Origin of the sequence: Longimicrobium sp., assembly GCA_036389135.1 — a bacterium.
In the GTDB taxonomy this organism is placed as follows: Bacteria; Gemmatimonadota; Gemmatimonadetes; order Longimicrobiales; family Longimicrobiaceae; genus Longimicrobium.
The window spans coordinates 45898-61601 of the sequence record DASVQP010000095.1 but is presented as its reverse complement, the minus strand read 5'-3'; the positions used below and the strand labels follow the sequence as shown (position 1 = coordinate 61601).

Annotated in this window: 12 protein-coding genes; 10 read left to right on the top strand and 2 right to left on the bottom strand. The window is 68.2% G+C overall.

What is annotated here, in order from left to right; translation table 11 throughout:
• Nucleotides 1-510: 510 nt before the first annotated feature.
• The gene (locus tag VF584_20715) at nt 511-1356 is read left to right on the top strand and encodes a nucleotidyltransferase domain-containing protein (protein HEX8212613.1); all 846 of its coding nucleotides are present in this window, start codon (nt 511-513) and stop codon (nt 1354-1356) included.
• A 782-nt stretch (nt 1357-2138) separates the two neighbouring features.
• Nucleotides 2139-2735, top strand: a complete 597-nt coding sequence (locus tag VF584_20710) for a hypothetical protein (GenBank protein ID HEX8212612.1) — start codon at nt 2139-2141, stop codon at nt 2733-2735.
• On the opposite strand, the gene VF584_20705 is transcribed toward VF584_20710, so the two are convergent.
• Together VF584_20705 and VF584_20700 are read right to left on the bottom strand one after the other, a co-directional pair.
• Nucleotides 2732-5509 (bottom strand): TaqI-like C-terminal specificity domain-containing protein, encoded by a 2778-nt coding sequence (locus VF584_20705; GenBank protein HEX8212611.1) that lies wholly within the window; start codon nt 5507-5509, stop codon nt 2732-2734. The two genes, VF584_20710 and VF584_20705, sit on opposite strands and share 4 nt — an antisense overlap.
• 359 nt (nt 5510-5868) lie before the next feature.
• Nucleotides 5869-6168 carry a helix-turn-helix transcriptional regulator gene (locus VF584_20700; protein ID HEX8212610.1) on the bottom strand — a complete coding sequence of 100 codons (300 nt, stop codon included), beginning with the start codon at nt 6166-6168 and terminating at the stop codon, nt 5869-5871.
• A gap of 514 nt (nt 6169-6682) precedes the next feature.
• Here VF584_20700 and VF584_20695 point away from each other — a divergent pair.
• The 8 genes from VF584_20695 (at nt 6683) to VF584_20660 (ending at nt 15666) form a co-directional block, all read left to right on the top strand.
• Entirely contained in the window at nt 6683-7336 is a 654-nt protein-coding gene (locus VF584_20695; protein HEX8212609.1) for a response regulator transcription factor, read from the top strand.
• A 392-nt stretch (nt 7337-7728) separates the two neighbouring features.
• Entirely contained in the window at nt 7729-8148 is a 420-nt protein-coding gene (locus tag VF584_20690; GenBank protein ID HEX8212608.1) for a hypothetical protein, read from the top strand.
• Nucleotides 8145-8741: a DUF4255 domain-containing protein gene (locus tag VF584_20685; GenBank protein ID HEX8212607.1), complete on the top strand. Its 597-nt coding sequence runs from the start codon at nt 8145-8147 to the stop codon at nt 8739-8741. Before VF584_20690 ends, VF584_20685 begins: the two co-directional genes overlap by 4 nt.
• A complete protein-coding gene (locus VF584_20680) occupies nt 8738-9673 on the top strand; it encodes a hypothetical protein (GenBank protein HEX8212606.1) in 936 nt (311 codons plus the stop codon). Before VF584_20685 ends, VF584_20680 begins: the two co-directional genes overlap by 4 nt.
• Nucleotides 9674-9689: 16 nt before the next feature.
• A complete protein-coding gene (locus VF584_20675) occupies nt 9690-11624 on the top strand; it encodes a phage tail sheath subtilisin-like domain-containing protein (protein ID HEX8212605.1) in 1935 nt (644 codons plus the stop codon).
• Between the two features lie 107 nt (nt 11625-11731).
• On the top strand, nt 11732-12190 hold the full coding sequence (locus tag VF584_20670) for a phage tail protein (GenBank protein ID HEX8212604.1): 459 nt from the start codon (nt 11732-11734) through the stop codon (nt 12188-12190).
• A 13-nt stretch (nt 12191-12203) separates the two neighbouring features.
• A complete protein-coding gene (locus VF584_20665; GenBank protein HEX8212603.1) occupies nt 12204-15194 on the top strand; it encodes a hypothetical protein in 2991 nt (996 codons plus the stop codon).
• A gap of 1 nt (nt 15195) precedes the next feature.
• Complete coding sequence (locus VF584_20660) at nt 15196-15666, top strand: phage tail protein (GenBank protein ID HEX8212602.1); 471 nt, start codon at nt 15196-15198, stop codon at nt 15664-15666.
• Nucleotides 15667-15704 lie beyond the last annotated feature (38 nt).

The window sequence follows — 15704 nt, the reverse complement described above, 5'->3', positions numbered from 1 at the left end:
TACTCGGCGTGACACCGCCTGCCCCGCGATCCGCCCCGACTTTTGCGGAGTGTCCCGCGCCCACTCCCCAGGGACGGCGACTCGTGACGCGGTGGGCCAGTTCGGATACGTACACCTCCTCCCGGAACGCGAGGGGCATCTCGCGGGTCGCGGCGGAGGAGGTTCACCCTCTCGCGGATGGGGCGATCTGCGGCCGTCTCAGGGCAGTCCTGGAGCAGCAGGCGCTCGCGGCCGGGGGGAGTCTCACGGGCTCGCGTCCCGAGTTTTACCGCGTCGGTGCTTACTACTTCGCGGTACTCCCGGCCGAGCCGAGCCAGTGCAAAGCGCCGCCCGGACAGATCTGCATCCGTACCGGATGGCAGTCGCTCGACGTGTTCGACCGTGAGCTTAAGCACTTGGCTGACGTGATGATTTGATCCAAGTGAAGCAGCCTGATTCACGCACACTCACGCCCATACGGCTTGAGTGTGCGTGCCTTAGCTTCTACCGCCTACCTACGAAGATGGTGAAGTGAACCCGATCCCGAGCGACCAGGCTACCGCCACGCAGCTTGCACAGCAGATCGTCGCTGCCGGGCTTGGCAGGGTGCGGCGCGTGGTGATGATCGGCTCGCGGGCACGCGGCACGGCACACCGGACGAGCGACTTGGACCTGGTGGTGCTCGTCGAGGTGCCCCGCGGCACCCGACCGTGGGGGCCGGCCGAGAACCTGGCCGAGCGCGACCGCATCCAGCGCGCCGTGGGTGTGCCCCCGATCACCACGGACCTGTCGGTGCGCACCACCGACCGCTACCACGAAGCGCGCCACGTAATTGGGGGTGTGGAGCACTTGGTGGACGTGGAGGGGGTAGACGTGTACTCACATCCCCCGAGCAATCCGCCGACGATCAGGCGCACTCCAACCGAGGTCCGCCACCAGCATACCGGCACTTGGATTACCCATGCAGCCGCCGTGTTGGAGGAAGCCGTCTCCAACGCGCGGGCTGACTCAGACGCAACGCCGGAGCCAGGTGGGGCAAGCCTTGCGTCGGCTGCGCACGCCGGCGTCATGCGCGCTGTTACGGCGGTCCTCGTGTCCCATCAGCTGCATAGCTCCAAACGAGATGGCATCCCGGCCATGTTGACACAGCTCGCATCGGTCGATGCGGACACTGCGGCTGAGTTGGAGAGGGTGCTAAAGCGATCTATTCCGCCATTCCAGCGGGCATGCGCAGTGTTGCAGATGGTCGTTGTTCGATTAGGACGCGATCCTGGCGTGACGCCATATCTACAGCAGGCGCAGGCATGGTTGAAGAAGAGTGGGATCGGGCGTGTCCCCCTGACGGGGGACCGGGTTGCGCACGCAGGTAGGCGATGAACAGCGTCGTCTAACTGTGCCGGGCCACCGGCGTAGAAGACGGGGCGTGCGGCAGCTCGGTGCCGCACGCCCCCGGGCCTTCCACGGCCGGTTTCCCGGCCCTGCCGGGCGCGCATCCCTCGCGCAACAGCGCGCCACCGCAGCGACAGATCGGTGCACGGCTGCCAGGTTCAGTACGCAGCGCCGGTGTGGGTTTGCGCGGGACTCTGGGCGGGGCCGCCGGTCCTCGTCGCGTCGCGCCTGCGGGCCGTCTGCCCTTCCCGCGCAAGCGGTGTCGCGGTGGACGAGCGACCTTCATTCTCGAAACTGCGTGGATCGGGGAGGGTCGGTGCGGCTGCGGAGCATGCGCGTGGGGGGTTGGAGGGGTGGTAGCGGGGCGATTACAAGTGAGGACGACTGCGCGTGTTCACGGGCCAGGGTGGCTTTTCCGGAAAACCCGGCATTTCGGCGCATGAAGCCATTTTGCCGCCACCTGCGCCCCGGCGGTGCTGCATGGGGTTCAGGGGGTCGCCGGTTAAGATCCGGCCGTCCAGACTTTGTAAGCGAATGCCCTGCAACGGCTTACGTTGTGGGGCCTTTCGCTTGCCCCTTCCGCTGCTGTGAGTTACGTTGCAAGTTGCGGTTGAAGTGCGTGGAAACGGGCTCTTCTACCTAGCTGACCGAAACGCTGACAGAGGTGTTCTGGGGGCTGGTTCCGGACCTTTTCTCGATCCTCTGCCATGATATTTTGCCTCACGAGGAGTTTGTTGATCCCACGTCATCCCTCCTAACTTGAGCCGCCTGTGCCTGTAAGAACCCCCCATCGGGTCAAACTGTCGAACGAGTGGATCGATCAAGCCAACGCATTCAAGCGTGCGACCGATACCGTCAAGAAGGCCCAGGGACTCCAGACGCAAAGATTTGACGCTACGACGGATGCTGAAATTGGTTGGCTTGGCGAGCGGGCGATGAAAGCATTCCTCGACTCATCTGGTATCGGTCACGAATGGCTGAATGCAGATGAGGAACAGTTCTCGGGTCACGACTTCGTACTCCACTTCCCAAGTGGAGTCAAGACGCTAGATGTTAAAACAGCGAAGCCTGACCGCCATGCTCCCGAGAGCTGTTGGGAAAACATCCAGCAGCGTTGGTCGTACTACTATCCTGTTACATCCAAACCCGCCGGGAAGGATTGGATCGCGCTCGTATACGTGTTTCGGAGCCGCAAAGAAGCTTACATCGTAGGGTTCATACCCGGATCTGAGGCGGCCAAGTGCCCTCAACGCGACGTGGCGGTACCCGGCCCCGGCGAGCAGTACAAGATCCCCAACCACAAGATCGGTCCGATCGCCAGTAAGTACACTGACCCAGCGGACTTCCTGGCCAGAATCGTTTCCTAAGGCTCGGCCATCGCAGCCTCGACCAACCGGACTTCACGATCCTCTAACTCATACAACTCGTAGACGAGTCGGTCGATCTGGCGTCCAACGGCCTCCAACTGACGCTTGATCGCCGTTTTCTCATGAGCTGTGCCCGCTTTCACTAACTCACGTTGGAGTGCGATCATCTGCTCGACAGCTCGCTCGATCGCCGTCTCGCTCTTACGGATGTCACGTGGTGCAGGCAATTCCCCCAACGTGGTCTGGTTCAACTGCGGAAACAGCAGTTTGTAAGCTGTAAATGTCTTTGCAACGAGAAAGCTAATCAACTTACTGTTGAGTATTGCGAGAAGCACCAAGTCACTGACCTGGTCGCTGGTGTGCACGTTGTAGACCGATTGCATCGTAACAACGCCGCTCGGGTCATACCCTGCGACGCACCGCGCGCCAGTTTTCACGATCACGAGCTTCGGCCCAGCGTATAGCTCGGGTCTTTTGGTGATCCCTCGGACGAATCGGGTGGGATTCGCCACATAGTACGGCCGGATGTCTTCGCCGACCAGAATAGGCACAGGACCCGCGTCAAGCACAAACTTCTTGCCGATCTCCTCGCCTCGCGAGATGTTCATGTACTCGGGTTCGAGGGTTTTGCCATAAGCGCTGATCTTCTCAATGATCGATGCTTCTTCATCACTGGCGTGGATCAACAGGCGCTTTCGGGGATCATCCTCAAACCGGTTTCGGGAGCAGGCATGCTGTACCTGTGTCCCGGTACCCTTTCTAACCTCGCTTACGATCTTTCTCGCAGCACGCCCCTTCTCGAGGGTGACAACCACAGCAGAAACACCCGCGTTAAACACCAACCCACAGTGATAGACTCGCTCAAGCCCATTGCTGAGTAGAACATCCCTTACAACCGCGACTTCGTCGCGGGCGAGCAGGGCGTCAGGGATGATCATTCCGAGACGACCCTTGGGCGAGAGTAGTTCTATGCTCTTTTCCACAAAGATGGAATATGTATCATACTGACCCTGCGCAACTCTATATCGTGCGGTAAGATACTCCTTTACGTGCTCGTCGTGGTACTCGCCAAAAATGTAAGGTGGGTTACCTATTACAGCATCAAACCCGCCCGCCGTCACCGCATCCGAGAATTCGGCACGCCAATCAAAGGGATTGACCCTGTGCCGAACTTCCTCCGTCAACACGGATAGCTGAACAGCAGTGTAGAAATCGGTTCCTACTAGCGAATTGCCACTCTTGATGTTGTTCTCCAGATCGGGCAGTGCTCGCTCGTGGAACAACGCGAGTTGCCGCGTCACCGTCAGGTCAGTTTCACCCTCTAGTACCTTGAGGAGCAAGGAAAGCTTTGTCGTTTCCACCGCTTGCGCGTCGATGTCTACGCCGAAAATGTTGTTGAGCAAGATACGCTTCCGCTCGGGTGTGCTTAGACGCCACTCGCCGCCGGGGCCGGTAACAAGCACATCCCGATGGCTCTCTGGCCCATCGAGAAGATATTGCTCTAAATGCCAGTCAAGCAGATACTGATAGGCTCCCAATAGAAACGAGCCGCTCCCGCAGGCAGGATCTAGGATCCTTAGGCGGGAGGCCCCACCACGCGGCCCAGGTCGATACCCGCTGACGAGTTGTCCAACGGTTTGTCGGACTATGTAGTCAACAATGTGGGATGGAGTGTAGTATACACCGCCCGCCTTACGGACCTCCGGCTTTACTTCCACGACGGCATCGTGAGTGTCGGTCAGGCGAATAACCTTGCCGAGGAACCGTTCATATACCTGCCCAAGTATATCCGCGGGCAGGACCGAAAACTCGTATGAACTTACTGGGAAGTAGAGCCGCGCTATGACTTGCCGAAGGGTGTGATCACTCACCGCCAAACCCGGGGTGAGCTTGTCTGGTGCCTCCTGACGGCCCCTCTCCGAACGGAAGTGAAACAATCCCGAGTTGTATTTTTCGTCAGCACGCCCGAAGAGAACCACAAGCCGCGAGTAGATACCGTCGCCCACAGCGAGATTCTGGAGCTGCCCAAAGTCCTCGATTCCTCGTGCTTCGCAGATGCGAAGGAACACGATCCGGTCGATCGTCCTCTGGACTGCCCAGTTGAGTTCCCGCTGCGTCAGTGCTGGGTTGTTACAAGCGATATCGTGAGCGAATGCCGCTCGCCAAGATTCGATTTCTTCGAGGAACGCCTCGTCTACCTCGACGGTGCCCCGACGCGTTCTCGTTTCTTCCGCGTACTTATCGAGTGATCCGGCTCGGACGGCGTCTTTGGAGAACAACGCGGTTAGCTCATCCCACCGGGCGATGTACTCTGTATACCGGAAGAACATAACTCGGGCAACGGACGCTTTGTCATCCGCCTTCGGTTGGCTACGGCAGTCATAGACCGCCAATTCCTCAAAATCGGTGAGGACAGACAGTGGCAGCTTGGCCGACCACGCATACCGCCTTAGCTGGTAGGCTGGCCCGATTTCCCGCTCGATGTTGACTGACGGTTTTTTTGCCTCAACGAAGAACTTCCGGACACCACCAACACAGATGCCGTAATCTGGAGCCTTCGCGGTTTCTTCGACACGAATTCTGTCCTCGTGAATTACGTCCTTGAAAGGCTCTAGCGTGCCAGAGCTGTTACCCACATCCCATCCAAGGGCCTCGAGAAACGGATCGAGGAATTCCCTACGCAGCTGCGTCTCGTTGTATTCCCCAGATCGATAAGCTGAGAGTTGCCGATCGAATCGTTCTACTAACTGTACGACGATGTCCGGTGCAGGCATCCGCTTCCTGTTGGATGGAAGTTGTTTCCGAAGACTAGGGAGGCACGATCTGGCGACAATGGTATCCTACGCCCCCCGCGGGATAGTATCAACAGCCCAACTAGCTTTTTGCGGGGACCAGAGCGCCCTACCTCCCATAGCGGGTGTGACCCGACAGCACCGTCTCCTTGTTCCATTCGCCGCGCTGCTGCTGTGAGTTGTGTTGTGAGTGATTCACCACTCCGCAACAGGGGAACGCACCGGATGCGACAGCGATGCCCGCTACACCGCGTAAATACAATGGCCTGTCGCACCTCAGATCCAGCTCCCCCGGAATAGGGTTCAGGGGGGCGCCGAGCTCGGAAGCTCCGCGCGCGCCTCTATCCTTCGCGCGCGAGGCGGCGAAACTCGGTGGGGGTGGCGCCGGCGCAGTGCAGAAAGGTGCGGTAGAAGGCGCGGGGGCTTCCGAACCCCGCCAGGCGCGCGATCTCGCCGGTCGACAGGGAGGTGGTCGCCAGGAGCTCCTGCGCGCGGCGCACCTGGAGCTGGCGGAAGGCGTCCGCGGGGGAGCGGCCGGTGGCGGCGCCGAACTCCCGGGTGAGCCGCTCGCGCGAGACCTCCAGCATCCGCGCCATCGCGGCCACGCGCGGGGCGCGCCCGGCGCGTAGGCAGTGCTCCATGAACTCCCTCGTCAGCGCGTCCCACTCCACGACGCTCCGCCTCTCCGCGCCGCCCGCGGGAAGCGTGGAGGATGGGAACGCGCTGTTTACCGCCGATCCGTGACGGGGCAGCGGTGCAACGGGCGGCGGGGCGCAGACGCCCCCATCGCTCACGGCCGATGCGGATGGGCCAGAAAACTGGTCACAAAATGTCACTTGTCGCATCCGGGCGCTTGGCGCATCCATGAACACAGGACGGCGGACACACCGCTGTGTTACGTCCGACGAGTGCAACGTACTACGAGCGATCGGTCGCGCAAAGGATTCCGTCCGGTCCGATGCCGCCACCGTCCGGCCGATGATCATCCCCCGCACTCCCGTCCAGCGCCCATGCATCCCCGGGGCGCGGGACGCGGAGCTCGCCGTCCCCAGCCGCCGGAATCATGGGTGCTCGGGCGACTCATCATGACCGATCCCAATGTGCCCACCCTCTGCCGAGACTGATCCACGCTTCCCCTCCACCGGAGAGGACGAGGTGCGGACGCTGGTCGCCGCCAGCGTGCGCCTGTACCGCGACGGCATCAGTCTCGGCCTGCAGCGCAGCCCCGGGGTGCGCGTGGTGGGGACGGCGGGCGACGCGCGAGCGGTGCTGGCCGCCGTGGAGCAGAGCGCGCCCGACGTGGTTCTGCTGGACGTGTCCATGCCGGGCGCGCTGCAGCTGGTGCACGACGTCCGCCAGGCGGGGGCCGCGGTGAAGGCGGTGGTGTTCGCGGTGGACGAGGACCTCGAGGACACGGTGATGGCGTGCGTGGAGGCGGGCGTGGCCGGGTGGGTGGGGCGCGACGGCTCGCTGGACCACCTGGCCCGGGCGGTGCTGAGCGCCGCGCGCGGCGAGCTGGAGTGCTCGGCGCGGGTGGCGGCGATGCTCTCCAACCGCGTTGCCGCGCTGGCCCGAACGGGACGCGCCGCGCCGCCGGGCGTGCAGCTCACCCCTCGCGAGTGCGAGGTGGCGGAGCTGATCAGCCGCGGGCACACCAACAAGCACATCGCTCGCACCCTCGCCCTGCAGCCCGCCACGGTGAAGAACCACGTGCACCACATCCTGGAGAAGCTGGACGTGCCCACGCGTGGCGAGGCCGGCGCCCTGCTGCGCACCCTGCAACTGTCCGGTTCCGGCTCGCGCTACTGATTCACGATCCACGATCACCGGTTCACGCGATCCCCTTCGGGCCGCCCTCCACATTCGGGGGCGGCCCGATGTCGTGGAGAGAACAACAGAAAAAAGCCTCACACAGAGAGCACAGAGGGAACTACAAGCCGCAGAGAAAACCCCTTTGCGGTTCTCTCTGTGGCTCTGTGTCTCTGTGTGAGCCATGCAGTTGTACCGTGATCTAGATCCAACGGTTCAGGCACTTCGTTCACTTCGTCGATCGGGATTCAGGGCAGCGCGTCCGGCCACATCGAATGCGTACCACGCGTGCCTCACCTGCGGCGGAGGGGCGGGGCGCAAGCGTGCCGGGGGTGCGGGCCGCGGCGTGCACCCTCACCCCCACCCATCGGCCCATTCGCGGCAGAGGCGCCATGCGCATCCTGTATGGGCGGCCGGGATGCCGCCCCAGGCCACGCCTCTCCAGGAGCCTCCCCCTGATCCGTGTCGCCCTCGCGGTAGAGCCGCCGGTGCTGCGGGACGTGCTCCGCGAGATCCTGGCCCAGGCGCCCGACCTGGTGCTGCTGGACGGCGCGCCGCCGCCCGTGGGCGACACACGGGAGATCCCGGCCCACGCCGACGTGGTGGTGATCACCGACCCCTCCCCAGACAACGAAACGGTTCCCGCCCTGATGCTCTACCGCTTTCCCCGCGCGCGGGTGCTGGCCCTGTCCGGCGACGCCCGCCACGCCTTTCTCTACGAGCTTCGCCCGCACCGCACGCCGCTGGGCGAGCTGGGGCGGGAGCGCCTGCTGGCCGCCGTGCGCGCCGCGGCGCCGGGGGAGGCGCGGTGAGCACGCACGCGGCGATCGCCAGCGCCATGGAGGCGGTGGTCCGCCTGCTGAGAGCGAGCTACGACCCCGCCGAGTTCAACGGCGCCGTGCTCGACTTCCAGGTCTACGTGTCGGACGACTTCACCCACCCCATGGAGCAGGGCGTGTCGCTCTTCCTGTACCGGGTCTACCACAACGGTGGCGCGCGCAACCCGGCCGGCCGCACGCTGGACGGCCGCCGGCAGCGCACCCGGCTGCCGGTAGACCTGCACTTCATGGCCACCGCCTGGGCGCGCAAGGCGTCGCTGCAGCACGAGATCGCGGGGTGGATGATGCGGGTGCTGGAGGACAACCCCGTGCTCCCGGCGGGGCTGCTCAACTCGTACCGCGCGGGCGTGTTCCAGCCGGAGGAGACCGTCACGATCTCCCTCACCGACCTGTCGGTGGAGGACACCTTTCGCATCTGGGAGGTGATGATCGACCACGCGTACCAGCTCTCCGTGCCGTACGTGGCGCGCACCCTGGACCTGGAGTCCACGCGCTCCGACGCGCTGTTCGGGCCGGTGCAGGAGCGCGAGGTCGGCCTGGGCGTGCTGGAGGAGGCGTTTCCGTGAGCGGCGCGCTGGCCCCCCGCATCCGCGTGCTGGAGCGGAAGCGCGCGTTCTCGCCTCTGGGCATCCGCTTCTGGGACGCCGCGTTCGACGTTCCCGTGACCGACTCGCTGCGCGTGTACGCCTGGCTGGCCGGGGGCGGGTTTCCCCCCGTGTGCGCGGTGCGCAGCGCGTCGGGCGTGTACTCCTTCGCCGCCCTTCCCGGCCGCCGCGAGCAGGAGATTCCGGCGGAGGGCGAGGAGCACCCGGAGCTGGCCGGGCCGCCGCAGGAGTACGCCATCGCGGTGGACGACCCCGCCGGGCGCTGGCTGCCCACCGCCTTCTCGGTGACGCTGCCGCTGGGCTACCGCGGCGAGTTCCTGGGGGCATCGGCGGCCAGCGTGCCGGGGCCCGCGGGGCGCGCCTACCTGTTCTCGTCGCCCGCGCGGCCGGTGCCGGCCAGCGCCGCCGCCATCCGCGCCGACCTGTGGGACGCCGACCTCGACGGCCCCGCCGCGTGGGCGGTGCTGCGCGCCACGGTGGAGGGCGTGACGCACACCGCCGTGGCCGACGAGGAGGGGCGCGCGCTCCTGGTGCTCCCCGTTCCCTCGGTGGACCGGCTGCGGCTGGGCTCGCCCCCGGGAAGCGGGCAGGGCGCGCCGGCGGGGAACCGCTGGCCGGTGGCCGTGGAGGTGTGGTACGAGCCGGGGGCGCTGCGCTATCCGTTCGCCGGCCGCACCGACGTGGACACCGCCTGGCCGGAGCGCCCCTCGATCAAGAGCGTGCTGGACGAGCAGCGCGCCGCCCTGGTATGGCAGGAGGATGGACAACCGCCGGTGGACGAGCACGCGGCGGAGCTCGTGTACGGCGAGGAGCTGGTGCTCCGCACCCTGGCGGCCGGCGGGGCCGCGCTCCTCCCTCGCCTGTGGATCTCCGCCGCAGCGTCGCCCCCGTAACCCTGGAGAGCAGAAGATGCCCGAATACCTTGCCCCCGGCGTGTACGTGGAAGAGACCAGCTTCCGCGCCAAGAGCATCGAGGGGGTCAGCACCAGCACCGCCGGCTTCGTGGGCCCGGCCCGCTACGGCCCCGCCGACGGGCTCCCCGAGCTGGTCACCAGCTTCGCCGAGTTCGAGCGCGTCTTCGGCGGGCTGGACCGCCTGGAGTACGTGGGCGAGACGGAGCGCGCGCACAACTACCTGGCGCACGGCGTCCGCAACTTCTTCGACAACGGGGGCAAGCGCCTCTACGTCTCGCGCATCTACGCCCTGCCGCAGGCGGAGGAGGGAGAGGCGCTGGCGGGCGACGACCTGGCGCTGGCCACCTCCGGCGGGCGCGCCACCGCGGTGATCGGCGATCTGACGCTGCGGGCCCGCTACCCCGGGCGCGCCGGCGACTGCCGCGTGTCGTTCGCTTTCCGCGTGGGCGGCAACGTGCTGGCCACCGACCGCGACGCGGTGAGCGGGGTGACCTTCAACGTGCTGCGGGGGGTGAACCCGGACGACGTGGTCTACGTGGCCGACCAGGGGAGCCCCGCGGGAGTGACGCCGGCGGGAGGGACGCTCTTTCGCGCCGAGCGCTACTTCGACGACGTGCTGGGGCGCAGCAACTGGCGGCTGCACCCGGGCGACGGGAGCAGCGCGTGGGACCTGGCCACCCTGGTGGCCGAGGGCACCGGGCGCGACAGCGTGCACGTGGTGAGCGTGAGCGTGGAGGTGACGTTCGTGGACCGCGTGGGGAACGTGCTGCGGCGCGACACCTTTGAGAACCTGGGGCTGCACCCGGAGGGGCGCCGCTCGGTGGGCACCACCTTCGCCGCCGACATCCCCAACCGCGCCCAGTCGCTGCGCACCCCCGTGACCTTTGAGTTCGCCGCCACGCTCAACGAGGGCGCCGAGGTGGCCCGGCTGCTCCTGGACCAGCTGACCCCCGCCGTGGGGAGCGACGTGCCGGCGGCCAGCGGGCAGACGTTCGAGGTGGCGCTCACCGGCGGGAGCGACGGGTACCGTCCCCTTCCCGAGCACTACGAGGGCGACGACAGCGACGTGCGCCACAAGACGGGGCTGCGGGCGCTGGAGGACGTTTCCGACGTCTCCATCGTGGCCGCGCCGGGCTACTCGGCCGGCGGCAACGTGGACGACGACGCCCGCGCCGCCACCCAGGCCGTGAGCAACGCGCTGGTGAGCCACGCCGAGCGCATGCGCTACCGGATCGCCGTGCTGGACAGCGCGAACGACCAGGCGCTGGCCGACGTGCGCGCGCAGCGGGCGCAGCTCGACTCCAGCCACGCCGCGCTCTACTACCCCTGGGTCCGCATCCTGGACCCCGTGACGGACCAGGAGATCGTGCTCCCCCCCAGCGGCTTCGTGAGCGGGATCTACGCGCGCAACGACGTGGAGAAGGGGGTGCACAAGGCCCCCGCCAACGAGGTGGTGCGCGGGGCCCTGGGCTTCGAGATCTCGCTGAACAAGGGGCAGCAGGACGTGCTGAACCCCGAGGGGATCAACTGCTTCCGCTTCTTCGAGGGGCGCGGCAACCGGCTGTGGGGGGCCCGCACCATCAGCAGCGATCCGGAGTGGAAGTACGTGAACCTGCGCCGCTACTTCGCCTTCCTGGAGCGCAGCATCGAGCGGGGGACGCAGTGGGTGGTGTTCGAGAACAACAGCGAGCCGCTCTGGGCGAACGTGCGGCGCACCATCGAGGACTTCCTCTACAACGAGTGGAAGCAGAATCATCTGATGGGCGACAAGCCGGAGACCAGCTACTTCGTGAAGTGCGACCGCAGCACCATGACGCAGAACGACTTCGACAACGGCCGGCTGATCTGCCTGATCGGCGTGGCCCCGGTGCGCCCCGCGGAGTTCGTGATCTTTCGCATCGGCCAGTGGACGGGCGACCGCAAGTCGTGAGCACCGGGTGCGCGGCCGCGCGCCCCCGCGCGGCCGCCCCGGCAAAGGTGGACCCCTGAACCGCGCAGCACACCCCCGCGCGAGGCAATTCGCAAGGAGAGCCAACGATGGCCGTAGAACGCGAGCGTCCCTACAACCAGTTCAACTTCCGGGTGGTGATCGAGAACGGCCCCGACGCCGCCAGCACCCGCGCGGCGTTCCAGGAGGTGAGCGGGCTGGGGATGGAGATCACCGTGGCGGAGTACCGCGCGGGGAACTCCAAGGACAACGCCCCCCTCAAGATCACCGGCACCTACAAGGTCCCCGACGTCACCCTGAAACGCGGGCTGATCGGCGACCTGGAGACGCTGTACAACTGGATCAGCGAGGTGCGCGACGGCAGCCAGACGGCGCTGCGCACGGTGACCATCGAGCTGCAGAGCGAGGACCACACGCAGACGGTGCAGGCGTGGAAGCTCACCAACGCGCGGCCCACCAAGTACACGGGCCCCTCGCTGAGCGGCAAGGGCACCGACGTGGCGGTTGAGGAGCTGGTGCTGGCCGCCGAACGCATCGACCTCGAGTAGGCGGCACCGCTCCATGGCCACCGCCGCGCCGCGCCTTCCCGGCATCCGCTTCGAGACCGTCACCGTTCCGGCGCCCCCAGGGCTCCCCCGGATGGACGTGGCGGCCTTTGCGGGCTTCGCCGCCTCGGGTCCCGTTGGGATCCCCGTGGCGGTGGAGGACGTGGTGCGCTTCGGCGAGATATTCGGCGGCGAGCTGCCGCTGGCGTGGGATCCCGTGCGCGGCGAGACCACGTACGCCCACCTGGCGCCGGCGGTGCGCGAGTTCTTTCGCAACGGCGGCCGGCGCTGCTGGGTGCTGCGCCTGGCCCGCCGCCCCCGCGCGGCGCGCTTCCTTGTGCCCGGCGTGCTGCGCGGGCGGGGCGGCGCCGTGGCCGGGGCGGCGTGGGGGCGCGCGTCGTCGCCGGGGAGCTGGGCGGACGCGGTGAGCGTGAACGCCACCACCCTGCGCAAGAGCCTACCCGCCAGCGCCGTGCAGCGGGTGGCGAACGGCTTCCGCCTGCTGCGCCCCGAGACCCGCGACCTGCTGCGGGTGGACTATCCCGCCAGCGGCACGGTGGCCTTCCTTCCCCCCCGCCCCGCGCCGGGCGACGCGGACCGCACCCGCGCCGAGCGCCAGGCCGAGTCGCTGCGCGCGCACGGCGACGGCTACTGGTTCCGCGCGCTCCTTCCCGGGGCCTTCCCCGCGCAGGCGCCCGTCTCGCTGGCCTTCCTGGGCGCGGGATCCGCCCGCCCCGTCACCCCGCTGGATTGGAAGGTCGGCGGCGGGGAGGTGCGGGTGTCGCTCGCCGAGGGGGACGCCGCGGGGATCCGCCCCGGGTGCTGGCTGCGGGCCAACGTCGCCGCGCCCCCCGACCCCTTCCGGAGTTCCGTCTTCCTGCTGGTGGACGAGGAGGAGCGGGGCGACGCGGCGCGCACCTTCGTGGTGCGCCGCGCCTGGGGGATGCTGGCTGCGGCGCCCGCCTGGGGCGACGTCGCCGCCGAGCCGTGGGTGGCCTCGCTGGCCGCGGCCGAGCTGTGGGCGCGCCGCACCACCGAGTCGCTGCTGCGCGCGGCCGACGTGGCGCTGGCGCCCGGGCACCCGCGCTACTTCGGCCTCTTTCCCCCCGACCAGCTGCTGTACGAGCCGGTGGAGGAGGTGGCGCGCGGCATAGCGGGCCCCGCGGTGTGGGGTGATGTGGAGCGCGGGGTGGCGGCGCCGCTGTGGGCCGAGCTGGGGCGCCCGCGCTTTCCCCTGGCCGCGCCCCGGGGCACCGCGGGCGACGTCTTCCTTCCCCTGGGGCTGCTGGCCCTTCCCCGCGACGACGTCTTTCAGCCGGCGCAGGTGACCGACGCCACGGCGCTGGAGCGCGACGGCCTGCACCGCTTCGACGTGCGGCTGTTCCTGGACGGGGCGCTCCGCGACGAGGGGGCGGAGACGCTGCTGGACACCGCCTTTCAGCGCCAGTACCAGCAGCGGCCGGGGGTGCGCCCCACGCGGATGCACGCGCTGCTCCCGGTGGAGGAGGCCTCCATCCTGGCCATGCCGGACGCGGTGCACACCGGGTGGAGCTGGCGCGAGGGGAGCGACCACGCCCCGCCCGCCGTTCCGGAAGCGCCCGCGATCACCTCCGTCACCGGCCCCGAGGGCGACGAAGGGGTGATGAAGGTGGCCTGGACCGCGGTCGCGGGCGCCACCGGCTACCTGCTGGAAGACTCGCCCGATCCGCGCTTCGAGCGCGGCGTGCGGCGCACGCGCACGGGGAACCCCGCCGCGCGCCTGCTGCGCCCCGCGCCCTGCCCCGCGGCCACCTGGCTGCGCGTGCGCGCCGAGGCCGAGAGCGGGCGCAGCGCGTGGTCGCAGAGCTGGCTGCAGGGGGTGCCGGGGGACCGCTTCCGCGCCTGCGGGGCGGTCCACCTCCCGGCCCCGGTGCTCGACCCGGTGGCGGTGGAGGAGCAGCGGCTGGCGCTGGCGTGGAGCGGCCCGGGCGACGCGTTCGTGCTGGAGACGTCGGTGGAGCCGTCGTTCGGCGCGCCCGCGCGGCTGTACGCCGGGCCCGCGCGGCAGTACGAGGCATGGGCGCCGGACGGGGCCGCGTACTTCCGCGTCGCCGCGCGGCGGGGGGGCGAGGAGAGCCCGTGGTCGGCCACGGTTGCGTACGCGCCGCCGCCCGCCTCCCGCTGGGAGAGCAACCCCGCCGCCGACCCCGCGCTGCTGCCGCTCCTGCACCAGGCCATGCTGCGCTTCTGCGCGGCGCGCTCGGACATCTTCACCGTCCTTTCCCTTCCCGTGCGCATGCGCGAGGAAGAGGCGCTGGCGCACGCGGCCGCCCTCGCCGACAGCCTGGGCGCCGGCGCCGCCGAACCGGGCGACCAGGCGGCGCGCACCCTTTCGTTCGGCGCGCTCTACCACCCCTGGACTGTGGTGGCCCCCGCATCGCCCGGGCAGCCCACGCGCGCCATTCCGCCCGACGGCGCGGTGAGCGGCGTGCTGGCGGCGCGCGCCCTGGCGCTGGGCGCGTGGGCCGCGCCCGCCAACCAGCCGCTGGCGGGGGTGGTGGCGCTGGAGCCCCGCCTGAGCGCCGCGGCGCGCAGCGCCTTCCTGGGGAGGCGGGTGAACGCGGTGGCGCCCTTTCCCCGCGGCTTCATGGCGTGGAGCGAGGAGACGCTCTCGGACGACGCCGAGCTCGCGGGGGTGGGCGTGCGCCGCCTGCTGATCCTGCTGCGGCGCCTGGCCCTGCGCGAGGGGAACCTCTACGTCTTTCAGCCCAACGACGCGTCGTTCCGCCGGCTGGTGCAGCGCCAGTTCGACACGCTGCTGGCCGACATGTTCACGCGCGGCGCCTTTGCCGGCGCGGTGGCCGCGGAGGGGTTCCGGGTGGTGACGGACGACACGGTGAACCCGGCCGGGAACGTGGAGCTGGGGCGGCTGGTGGTGGAGCTGCGGGTGGCCCCCTCGCGCCCGCTGGCGTTCCTGACCGTGCGCCTGGTGCAGACCGGCGCCGGCGTCACCGTGCAGGAGCGCTGACGTGAGCGCCTTCGACGAGTCCGACGCCGCGGCGCACCCGTTCACCGCCTTCAACTTCGAGGTGGAGATCCAGGTGCCCGGCGTGGCGGACAAGCTGTGCCACGCCGCCTTCAGCGAGGTGGACGGGCTGGAGATGAGCATGGAGCCCAAGACGATCCGCGAGGGCGGGCGCAACGCGGGGCCGGTGCACATGGCGGGGCCGGTGGACTTCGGGCAGCTCACCCTGAAGCGCGGGATGACGGCCAACGTGGACCTGTGGCGCTGGTTCGAGGCGGTGAGCGCCCCCGGCGGCGGCGGCCTGCGCGGCACCGCCAGCGTGGTGGTGATGGGCGGCGACCGCACGGTGCAGATGCAGTTCCGGCTGGAGGGATGCCTGCCGGTGAAGCTCAAGGCGCCGGCGTTTTCGGCCAAGGATGGGCAGCTGGCGATCGAGGAGATGCAGGTGGCGTACGAGTCGTTGCGGCTGCTGTAGGGGCGGGGTGTGGGGAATGGGGAATGGGGAATGGGGAA